This is a genomic window from Deltaproteobacteria bacterium GWA2_45_12 (genome assembly GCA_001797365.1).
Lineage (GTDB): Bacteria > UBA10199 > UBA10199 > UBA10199 > UBA10199 > UBA10199.
This window is the reverse complement of the sequence record MGPH01000067.1, coordinates 1-11,168: the sequence shown is the minus strand read 5'-3', so window position 1 is coordinate 11,168 and position 11,168 is coordinate 1. Positions and strand designations below refer to the sequence as shown.

The 11,168-nt window shown below is 45.4% G+C and carries 8 protein-coding genes and 2 pseudogenes; 2 read left to right on the top strand and 8 right to left on the bottom strand.

Going from position 1 to position 11,168, the window contains the following annotated elements; genetic code table 11:
* The 7 genes and pseudogenes from A2048_11080 to A2048_11050 form a co-directional block, all read right to left on the bottom strand.
* Positions 1-537, bottom strand: a pseudogene (locus A2048_11080) (hypothetical protein).
* Positions 534-1,664 carry a hypothetical protein gene (locus A2048_11075; GenBank protein OGP07240.1) on the bottom strand — a complete coding sequence of 377 codons (1,131 nt, stop codon included), beginning with the start codon at positions 1,662-1,664 and terminating at the stop codon, positions 534-536. Before A2048_11075 ends, A2048_11080 begins: the two are co-directional and overlap by 4 nt.
* Before the next feature lie 109 nt (positions 1,665-1,773).
* On the bottom strand, positions 1,774-2,694 hold the full coding sequence (locus tag A2048_11070; GenBank protein OGP07239.1) for a hypothetical protein: 921 nt from the start codon (positions 2,692-2,694) through the stop codon (positions 1,774-1,776).
* A 26-nt stretch (positions 2,695-2,720) separates the two neighbouring features.
* Positions 2,721-4,244 (bottom strand): hypothetical protein, encoded by a 1,524-nt coding sequence (locus A2048_11065; protein ID OGP07238.1) that lies wholly within the window; start codon positions 4,242-4,244, stop codon positions 2,721-2,723.
* A gap of 75 nt (positions 4,245-4,319) precedes the next feature.
* On the bottom strand, positions 4,320-5,393 hold the full coding sequence (locus A2048_11060) for a hypothetical protein (protein ID OGP07237.1): 1,074 nt from the start codon (positions 5,391-5,393) through the stop codon (positions 4,320-4,322).
* A gap of 100 nt (positions 5,394-5,493) precedes the next feature.
* The gene (locus A2048_11055; protein OGP07236.1) at positions 5,494-6,273 is read right to left on the bottom strand and encodes a hypothetical protein; all 780 of its coding nucleotides are present in this window, start codon (positions 6,271-6,273) and stop codon (positions 5,494-5,496) included.
* The gene (locus A2048_11050; GenBank protein ID OGP07235.1) at positions 6,270-7,190 is read right to left on the bottom strand and encodes a glutathione ABC transporter permease GsiC; all 921 of its coding nucleotides are present in this window, start codon (positions 7,188-7,190) and stop codon (positions 6,270-6,272) included. Before A2048_11050 ends, A2048_11055 begins: the two co-directional genes overlap by 4 nt.
* Positions 7,191-7,287: 97 nt before the next feature.
* Here A2048_11050 and A2048_11045 point away from each other — a divergent pair, with 97 nt between their 5' ends.
* Both A2048_11045 and A2048_11040 read left to right on the top strand, forming a co-directional pair.
* Positions 7,288-7,509 (top strand): hypothetical protein, encoded by a 222-nt coding sequence (locus A2048_11045; GenBank protein OGP07234.1) that lies wholly within the window; start codon positions 7,288-7,290, stop codon positions 7,507-7,509.
* A complete protein-coding gene (locus A2048_11040) occupies positions 7,464-8,054 on the top strand; it encodes a hypothetical protein (protein ID OGP07233.1) in 591 nt (196 codons plus the stop codon). Before A2048_11045 ends, A2048_11040 begins: the two co-directional genes overlap by 46 nt.
* Before the next feature lie 64 nt (positions 8,055-8,118).
* On the opposite strand, the pseudogene A2048_11035 reads toward A2048_11040, so the two are convergent.
* Positions 8,119-11,168: pseudogene (locus A2048_11035) on the bottom strand (hypothetical protein).

Here is an 11,168-nt window from a genome sequence, read left to right as displayed (position 1 = left end):
CCGGAGCACACCGTACATGTAAGCCCCCGTGGAACCAATGAGGCGCGGAGCGTGGTGGGAGAAATAATCCACATGAACGCCTAAACCCACATAGGCATTGTTTAAAAAGTAACGGATCTTTTTCTCCCCCTGTCCGTCACGGCAAGTGATTTTTCCTACATCCAGTTTTTTAAAATAATCCCCGCACAGATGAAAGATGGCCTCTTCCGGATTACGTGACAGCCGCAGGCTGCGCGCCAGATCGCTTCCCCGACCATAAGGAAGAATGCCTAAAGAAGCCTCTGCATTGATTGGCTTCTCATTCTCAAAAAAACCATTCACACATTCGTTAAGACTGCCGTCCCCCCCAATCCCTATGATAAAATCATACCCGTCATGTAATGCTTGGCGAGTCAGGAAAACACCATCCCCCGGTTGGGTCGTAAAGGCCACGCTAAACTCATGCCAATGTTTTTTGAAAAGCCCCTCGATGTGGGGCCATGTTTTTTTAAGCAAGCCACGGCCTGCAGCCGGATTGGCAACAATCTTTATCTTCATTTGTGGGGAGCCACTCCTTGAATGGCTGAATTTAAAAAGCTGACCAAATCCATCACGGCCAAGTGCCCGTGATCATTTTTTCTGAATTTATGAATGCAAGAAGGGCACTGGGTCACCAGGGTATCCGCCCCTTTTTCATAAACTTCATCAAGCCTGACTTTTGCAATTTGGTTAGAAACATCCTGCGAAACAACCGAAAAACATCCTCCCTGCCCGGAACACCCTGATTTTTCCCCGTGATGAAAAAATTCCTTCAGGGGTTCTTTATGGACCATGCCCATAAGCTCGCGCGGGAGCTCAATTTCGCCCAGATATCGCGAACGATAACAAGGGTCATGGAACATGACCTCCCTGGCCTTGTTCTTTTTGAAAACAAGTTTGTTCTTTTTTAGGTGCGGTTCTAAAAATTCATTAATGGTGACAACTTTGGGCTGCAAGTTGAAATCGTATTCTTTATAGGTTTCTTTCAGAGTATAAACACAACTTGGCGAACCACTAATGATGGTTTTGAATTTCTTCAGTGCATGAAAATTAAGTTCGGCCACATCCACAAATTCTTCTTCCATGCCCGCTGAAATAAGGGGGAAACCGCAGCACTGCATGGTTTCGGGGTAAATGCCCACGTTATCAATGCCCAATTTTTCAAAAAGCTCGAAGGTGTCGCGGATCACTTCAGGGGCCTTGGCAATGGTTGTGCATGAAGCCAGATAGACGATGGGATTTCCTGCTTCAAAATATTTGGCCGGCACAATTTGTTTTAAAGTGGTTAAAAGATCTTTGGAAAAAGGGTTGCCGTGTTTGTGAAATTTGGCCAAAAAACCCATGATCTCGGCCGGAGCCAGATCTTTTTTTGCAGCTTCTTTGCGAACTTCGTGCAGGACAGGTGGGATTACATTTAAATGTTCGCATAAGGTTGTGCAGGCCCTACACGTAAGGCATTGGTAACTCAGGGCGGCCACTTCACTATCCAGTGAAATTTCCCCCTTGCGAAGCAGATTCATCGTTTGCATGAGCCCCCATGGAGAATGGGACTCGTTCCCACCCACGGTCAGCACCGGGCAAGCCGACTGGCAAAGCCGGGGGCAATAAGTGCAGTAGTCCATGAGTGTGGCAAATTCTTCGAGCATGAATTTTTTTACCCTTAGTGAGCCTGTCCCTTCGACTCCGCTCAGGGACCAGCTCTTACTGGTTGCTGAGCGGAGTCGAAGCACCAGTTCCTCTCAATATTCGCTAAATTCAACCAAACACTTTCAAAACCCTTTTTTCTTCTTCCACAATTTCTGTATTTACATCATTCCGATAAAAATCTTTCATTCCATCAATCAACCGAGCATAGGATTGGGGGGTTATCAGATGTTGGTCTAATATTACCCGTCTTTCGGGATGGTCCGTCCAATAAATTTTGGTTCCCCGGCACACTTCCGAGACAACTTCTTTTTCAGCCGAAACCAAACGCTCAAAGCCGGCCAACTTCAGATAAAAACCATAGGGCCCCTGATCTGAAAAAACCTCTCCCAAAACCTTTTTAAGGGTCCCCATTTTTTCAACAGAGGCAAATAATGGACGAACAAACTGCCCCATAAGCTCTTTTAAAAATGCAAAGCCCTCGTGGGGGTTTTGTACTGAAAAAAATCCCCATGTTTCATAATCAATAGTGGGGAAAATACGCAAAACTACAGTTTTAAAATGGGCCAAATTCCCATGGCTTCCTAAAACAACACGTTTTAAATCGGCCCCCGTTGCCGAACGGGGGACTGTCTTCATGATAAAATTTTTATTGCGAAATGAATGCGCCTCACCTCCCACGCATAATTCTTCAATACCTCCAAATTTTAAAAACCAGTAATTGGGGATACGTTCCAACAAACATTCATTCATGGAAACATTCAACCCCAAAGATGGAAAATATCCCCCCGTAAAACCTTCCTGCCCAAGCCGTTCTTCATAGGCCAAAACCGTCATCGAAGGATCCACACTGACGAGCTGGCTTTGTTTATTCATGTGAAAGATTTGCATGTATTTAAAAGACTTTTTCCCCAGCGTCACCCCGGCCCTCGTGACCCCGCGTTGCGGGGTTCTGTTAGCCGGGGTCCAGTACTGGTTCCCCGCTTCCAGAATCCCGCTTTGCGGGATAACGTGGCGGGAATGACGATCCACTTGTTGGTTATCTGTTCGTTTATCAACTACATCAACTTTCCCGGGTTCATCAAATGATGGGGGTCGTAATAATTTTTCAATTCCTTATAAAGGGCCAACCCCTCCCCCCATTCATCGGTCATGTATTTTGCTTTAAGACGACCAATTCCGTGATGATGACTGATAGTGCCCCCTGCTCCAAGACAGGTCTTCATTGCCTTCTCCCAGATAAGATCATACATTTTCTCACCCGACTTCAACCCTCTTAAGGGAGCCACAAAAGTAAAATAAAGGGCCCCACCATCGGTATAAACATGGGATAGATGGGCCATGATCATGGCATGGGGGCTGATGGCTTGCACCATTTTTTCATACAAAAGGGGCACACGGTCCCAGCTGGCGGCTACTTCAATCGTGTCGGTGAAATGCCCCGTATGAAACAACGGGGATGCATTGTAGGAAACCCGGTAACGATTTTCATACCAGTGCCTGGCCGGTTTTTCCCCTAAATCTTGGGCGCCCATTTCCAAACACAAATCCATCACCATTTCTTTTTCTTCACGAACAATGGCTTCGTGCCCTTCAAACATAAAAATAACGGCACACTGCCTGGAAAAAAATTTCCCGCTGGCATTCAAAAGACGGGGGGAATGTAACATGGCTTTTAGTCCTGAAAACTTGATCATCTCTTTAATTTTGTCGGACCATCCATGTTCCCTGATTTTTCCTCCCGTGCTTTTGGATGAAACAAGTAAAAGAGTATCCAGTTCGTCATACAAACGTACCACCGCAGGCTTAACCCCCAATTGCATGAAACGGCGAATGGCCTCAATGGAAGTGGGCATGTCTTTAAATGAAACACTTCTGAAAGCACGCGTGCGCGGCTGCGGGAAAATACGAAGACTGGCCTTGGTAATAATACCCAAAGTTCCTTCAGAACCGATAAAGAGCTGGTTTAAATCAAACCCCGATGAATTATTCACATTCCGTGTGGACACAACCTCACCCGAACCCGTCACCATTTCGAGGTTTAAGACCATGTCTTCAATTTTCCCGTAACGCGATGAAAGCTGCCCGGCAGACCGCGCGGCTAAACATCCCCCCAGGCTTGCACAAATAATGGATGACGGAAAATGCCCCAGCGTATACCCCCTGCGCTCCAGTTGATCCTCAAGCCCCATCGACATGATGCCACTTTCCGCTTCCACCACGAGGTTTTCGGTATCAAGGGTAATCAGGCGGTTCATTTTTTTTACATCAATGATCATGCCTCCTTTCACAGGAATGGTACCGCCACAAACGCCAGAGCCTGCGCCAAAGGGCACCACGGGCATCTTAAAAGCCACGGCTAGTTTAACAAGTTTTTGGACTTCATCCACGCTGCGGGGCCATGCAATGACATCGGGAAAATGTTCCACCTTGGCATATTTCATCTGAATGGTGGCTTTAAACGAAGAATCACGGGCGTAATTGAGACGGTCCAGGTTTTTTGAGGAATATCCCAGGGGCCCCACAATTTTTTCAATTTTTTTGAGAAAGGCTTCTTTGACTTTAGGGACTTCAATTAACATGAGGTTGGCATCTTAGCGGGGCTTAAAAGGGAGTGGCAAGGGTTTTGTCAAACAAGGGAATCTCGTAGGGACAATTCATGAATTGCCCTTACAAATAATACCATCCACCACAACCCGATGTTCCGCACATCCGATCACATCTAAGAAAGGCCTGGAACCGATTTTAAAATATTTTCTTTTGATTTTTTCGATACGTTTGGCCGATTTGACCAATTTCTTTTTTAATTCAGCTGATTTCGCAGCAAGCTTTTCAAGTGATTCCAGAGTCTTGATTTGGGCTTCGGTGTCCTTGCAAATGAGTGCAATATCTCCTTCAGCCCTGAAAAAATGATGGGCCGCTTCAATAAATCCATAGCGGTCCGAAATGGCCTTCATCCAGAAGTCATCTGAAACCACCAAACCCGTATACCCCAAACGGACACGCAACAAGTCGACCAAAATATTGCTTGATAATGTGGCGCAATAAACGGGGTCCAATTCAGGATAAACCACATGCGCGGTCATGATGGAAGGAACGCAGTTTTTGGGAATGAGGCGGCGATAAGGCAGAAAATCCCTTTTCCACAAAAGCCTGCCGGCATCTTCAACAACGGGCAGATCAAGGTGAGAATCAAGCGAGGTGGCCCCATGCCCGGGAAAATGTTTCAGGCAGCTCATCATGCCCTCGTCGTGCAACCCCTTCATAAAGTTTTCGGCACAAGCGCTGACCAATATAGGGTTTGGCCCGAATGAACGTTTCCCAATAATGGGATTGGAGGGATTTGAATGCACATCAACGACCGGCGCAAAGTCCCAATTAAATCCGACAGACCGCATCTCACGAGCCATGACTTGGCCCAATAGGCGAATCTGTTTTTTATTTTTTGTTTTTTTATAAAATTCACCCACCACCGCCATGGGAGGGACTTGGGTGAAAGGTTCCCCCAGACGAAAAACATTTCCACCTTCCTGGTCCACGCCAAAAAACAAGGGGAAGGAAGCCAATCTTTGAAGTTTTGTGATGAGTTCTAAAACCTGTTTGGGGCTTTCAATATTCCGTTTGAATAAAATAAAACCTGCCACCGGATAACGGCGCATGAGTTTTTTCACTTCAGGCCCAACGGTGGTGCCGTCAAATCCAACAACGAAATGGGAGGAAATATTTGTCATAACTTGCTGGTCCCCGAGCGGAGTCGAGGGGTCGAAGCGCACCGTCCCTTCGACTCCGCTCAGGGACCACCTTAGGAACCAAAGTGAGCCTGCATCCCTATTACGAAAACCGGTCCCTTAAATAATCTCCCCACAAATTAAATGTGAGGATGGTAATCATGACAGCCAAACCCGGAAACAAGGCCACATGCGGGGCCACAAGCAAAAGGCTTGTTCCGGCATCGAGCATTTTGCCCCAACTTGGAATAGAGGGCGGCAAACCCAACCCCAAAAAACTCAAACCCGACTCGGTTAAAATGACCCCCGCCATGCCAAAAGAGGCTTGCACCATCACCGGGCCGAAAATATTGGGCAGAATATGTTTAAAAAACAGACGAGGACGTTTTACTCCCAAACTGAGCGAGGCTTCCACAAATTCTTTTTGCTTTAAAGACAAAACTTGGGAACGCACCACACGCGCATACCCCACCCACCCCACAAAGCACAAGAGCCAAAGCAGATTTAAAAACCCCGGGGGAATAAAAGCCGCCACGGCAATGGCCAAGAGAGTCCCCGGAAAAGCCTGAAAAATATCACTGACCACAATAAAAACCTTGTCCACCGTTTTCCCTGAAAACGCACAGAAAAATCCGACGATCAAACCAAAGCCAAGAGAAATGCTTGTCACCAAAATACTCAAGCTTAACGAGACACGGGCCCCATACAAGACACGGCTTAAAATATCACGGCCATTTTCATCGGTCCCCAGCCAGTGCAGGGAAGATGGTGTTTGCAGAATGGAATCCAATTTTATTTCATGGGGATTATAAGAACTAAGCACCGGCCCCAAAAGAGCTGTTACGATCAAAAAAACAATCATCACCGTTAGAAAAGTTTTCATTTCAGTTCGATCCTTGGATCAAGCTTTGTGTACAATAAATCAGCCAACAAATTCACCAACACATAAGTGATGGCAATGACCATGATACACCCTTGCACCACGGCATAATCCCGCTTTGAAATGGCTTCCAACATGAAACTGCCAATCCCCGGCCACGAAAAAACTTTTTCCGTAATGACCGCACCGGCAAGCAGTGTCCCCAATTGCAGCGCCAAAATGGCCACAACCGGAAGTAGCGCCGTACGCAGGCCGTGTTTGATGAGCACAATCCCCCCACTTAAGCCCTTGGCCCTGGCCGTGCGCAAATAATCCCGGGAGAGCACTTCGATCATCGAAGCTCGCGTCATGCGGGTTAGAAGCGCCGCCATGGCCAAACCCAAAGTGAGGCTGGGAAGGACAAAGGAACCGGGAAGGTCGCGCCCGGATACAGGAAGCCAGTCTAATTTGATGGCAAAAAGAAGAACCAAGAGCGGCCCCAGATAAAACGTGGGAATCGAAATGCCCATCACTGAAAAAACAGCCATGACGCGATCAATGAATTTTCCTTTTTTGATGGAGCAAAAAACCCCCAACGGGATGGCAAATACCAAGGCCCACAAAATGGCCGTGCCCGCCAAAAAAAGCGTGGCCGGATAGCGCTGCCAAATAAGTTGTTCAACCGACTGGCTTGAAAAATAGGATTTCCCCAAACGGCCCTGGGCCAATTGGGTTAAAAAATAAAAATACTGTTGGGGCAATGGATCATCAAAATGCTGCTGTGAGACCAATGCCTGCCTTTCTGTTTGAAGGGCATTTTCCCCCAAAATAAAATCAACCGGATCCCCGGGGATGAGGCGCAAAAGGAAAAATACAAGGGTCGCCACGGCAAAAAGGACGGGGAAAAAAAGAAGGATGCGTTTAAAGAGGTATGTGAGCATGGATCAATCACGAAGAGTAAACTGATTTGAAAGCAGGTTCAAGGATTTCGTCAGGTTTGCCTTGTCTTGGGGTTTCCGATGAATTAAGCTTAAAAAAATGGAAAACAGTAAAAAATATTGGGAAGGCCTTCAAAAGGCCTTGACAGAGTTCCCCCCGGCTTTTCCCCAAACACCGCAAGAATTTGTTCAATTCATCGATTCGGGATATTCTTTCATGCTTTCCACGGGGAAAAAAATTTCCATTAAAAGTTCTGCAGAAAAATTTTACACCAAATGGCTCAAAATTCAAAAACACCGCCGCAAGCGGGTGAAAGCTTAAAAAATTTAACCCGATTTTTCAAAAGGGAGAAAATCGACTTTTGTCTGATTGGGGGTTTCGCCCTTGGATTTTATGGCTTGGGCCGATTCACCAAAGACATTGATTTTAAAATTGCCGTCCGCCCCCAACATTGGCCCCATCTCAAAGAAAAATTCCTTCAAACTAAAGAAGTTTCGGATTTGAAAATCCATTATATTTCCGACCCAAAAGTTCCGGACTTGATTCGTTATCAATGGAATCGATACCCGATTGATTTATTGGTGGCCAATACAGATTACCAGATAGAAGTGATCAAGAGAGCCAAGAAATTTGTTTTTGAAGATCATTCAATGAAAGTAGCTTCTCCAGAAGACCTGATTATCTTGAAACTCATTGCCCACCGAGCCCAAGACTTAGTCGACATCCAGACAATTATGGAAAACATCCAGCCTTTAAATCGACGTTACATTTCGAAATGGGTTAAAATTTGGGAAGTGGAGAAAATATGGGCTAATTTCCCCTCAAGAAAAAAGAAAAACCGGTCTGAAAAGAATATCAGGAAATAATCGTTATCGTCCTAAGCGCATCGAACTAAACTTATTCATCCCACGCATCAAAGAAAAAAATCTATCATCTCCCCACCCGCATCGCACCAAAACGATTGAGGCCGGAAATGGGAAAGGACCGCGGCGCTCGAAAGCCAACCAATGGTCTTCCCCTAAAATTTGCCCGACTAAATTTTGCAAGGCCAGTTGGAGGCGGTCTCATTGTGGATTGCTTACTTTCGGTCTTTTCTCCTATTGCCCGTGCATGAACAAAAATAGGATCGCCTGTCAGAATACTTTTCGAATCTACTCTTCGAATTCTAAACGGGGTTCTTTTTTCCTCTGCATTACGGGGTTGTTCTTCTATATTTTTCGCTATTTTTGGACTTTCAGTAAAAGTTGAGCTGCGCTTTACCAAGCGATACCTTCCGCGTTCCTGCTTGAATTCAAGAAAAACATTTTCTGACAATGTCATTATTTCCAAAGTGTCAAAGAGAGGAAGTGGATTAAATGTGTGATTTATTAAACGCGTGACATCATCATCGGTAACATTTGTCAAACCTTGGGCCATGGCATCCCCAAAAGTCACCTCACATGTATTTCCGCTAACAACGACAGAAAAAGCATGTTGGATGGCATCGTTATTTAGGTGCCGGGCCAAGCGATCCAATCGCATCATAACTTCCCGATTCAGGCGTCTATTTGATAAAGAAAAATTATGAAGAGGTTCGATTTGGGAGATGACAGCGTTTGCTTCAATTTGCTTTTTCAAAGAAGCTCTGTCAGCGTCATCAACTATTTCAAAACGGTGCAACTTGAAATCATGCTTGGGGCTTAACCCATAAGATTTGCTTTTTAATGTTTGGAAAAGAGTTAAGGCATCCTCACCTCGGGCATCTTGTCTTTCATAGGAAGATCGGCTTATAAATTTATCTTGGGCACTCAAATCCCCGTCGCTTGAATAGAATTCAAGCGTCTGAATGGGATTGTATACTTCGGTGCAAAACAGTGTGCTAAAAAGTTCATTGAAACTTTGGTCCCAATCTTCTGCAAGCCGCCATTTTTCTCCTTCTGGTTTTCTTAAAACGATCTGGGCCAGATTAGTTCGGCGATGATATCGAATTTGAATATCTTTAAGGCTTAAAGGCCTAATTTCACCTCGTTCATTTTCCCAACGCAAACTTTGTAGAACCATTTGAGCTAAAGCCAATTCAATGGTCCTGTCATTCATATTCAAAACAAAGCCCTGCCAAAGGGAATCGTTTTCCCCTAGTGGCAATCCTCCTTGTTCCTTGGCCATATCATCCATGGAGCGTGCTTGCGCCGCGCTTATGTGAGAGTAAGGGATATCTTTTGATCTTAATCCTTCCAGCCTAAATCTCATAAAATCCCGGTTGGAATCCCCGCGCATATCGGCAAAAATATCTTCCTTTCCTTGAATTTTAAAATTCACGCTGCGGATATGGGGAAAATGGGCTCGGAAACTTGGAGAAGAAAAAATTTCCAATAATCGAGCCGTAGGAAACGATTTTAGATTGTCAGAAGTTAAAAACCCTTCAGGCAGAGTTATATTCAATGTCTCAAAAGGCAAGTTAGCCGCACCACGCGAAGGACTATAGGTACCCGTTACCGGCACTTCTGCAATAGAGCAGACAAAAGGAAGTTCTCCTCCAAACTGAATATCTAAAAACTCCATTACTGATCGAGCATGGGCCAAAACATGAGCCCAGCGGTTGGTCGCTTCAAACTCGGGCTCCATTTCAGGTTCTGGCACACGTGTTTCAATTTTTTCTGCAATGGGAGCACTTTCTGTATCAGAAGAAACTTGAAAATCGTTCACATCGTGCTTTGGTTTAAGTGAAATGACCATCAGATTTTCTGCTATCTTTAATCTTGTTTGAATCACGAGTTGTAAAAATTCATCCAGGTTCAGAATATTCACCAAGTTCGGAAACTGCACATTGCAACCCGGCAAACTTGATACACTGGCTACAAAGTGTTCGGCGGTGGGATTTGTCAGTGGGATGAATGCCACGCAATGCCATCGGGATTCTATGTTGAAAATGATGAAGGCATCTCCACTAAAAAGTCGTTGCACCAAATCCACAGGATTGTAGGCGGTGTTGTCATAACCTATCACTGGCCATGATGCGTTTCTTAAAACATCCCTTGTCTTAAAAATATTGTAGGGGTCATCTCCCTTATCGCGCATGATCTGATCCACACAATGTTCCAAGCCAGCTGTAGCATGAGGGCCTCTTAGAAAAAGCACCCCATTAAGATAGACCAAAACCGAGCAGGTGAGACCCCTTTGAACAAAGGGGAATGGTTGTGAAGACAAGTCAACACCTTGCCCCCTTTGAGCCAGTGCAAGCATTTGAGCCCTCACAGCTTCCAAGATTTCATTTCTCTGAGAGCCTTGGATCAATTGCATAAATTGCTGTACAGGCATGCCCAAGAAATTGAGCTCATCATGTTTGAGTGAAGGAGATGGACTTGCCATATCGATTTCCTCAAACTCTAATTTTTCATCATCTGCCGTGGTGAGTGCAGGCTTTGGTTTTGGGGTATCTACAGGGACTTCTTTGACTCTGGTTGTGTGCCCAAATTCAGGTGATGGATTGATTTCAACAGGAACCCAGCGATCGCTTTTGCGTTCAAAGCTCATGAAAGGCTCGAGCGTCTTTGCATCCGCAATCACCAATTTTGAAAAGTGTGAGAGTTCAGGCATTAAATTCCATTGACGGAGTACCGCTTCCAAGTTTGCAAACTCAAGGCCGTCGCCTGTTGGGAAAACAACAACACGAATAACCAAAGTGTCATCTTTTTCAGTGTAAAAAGGATTCGTCATTTCTAACCGACTTAGGAAGGTCCCACCTCGAGTTCGGGGAAAGGCGTTGGAAGGGAAAAAATTTTCAAGAACTGAATGGGGGACAAGGCTCACACGCTCCCATCGAAGAGGGTCACTCACATCATCGGGATTGTCTTTGCGTTCATAGGCGTCGTAACTAAAATCGCCTATTTGAAAAACAACTCTCCGTACATCGGGGGGCAATTGATTTGTAATCAACCCCATAAAAATTTCGGGAGAAACCCTAGGAGCCTGTCGGGGAAACATTTTTAGTAATTCATGAT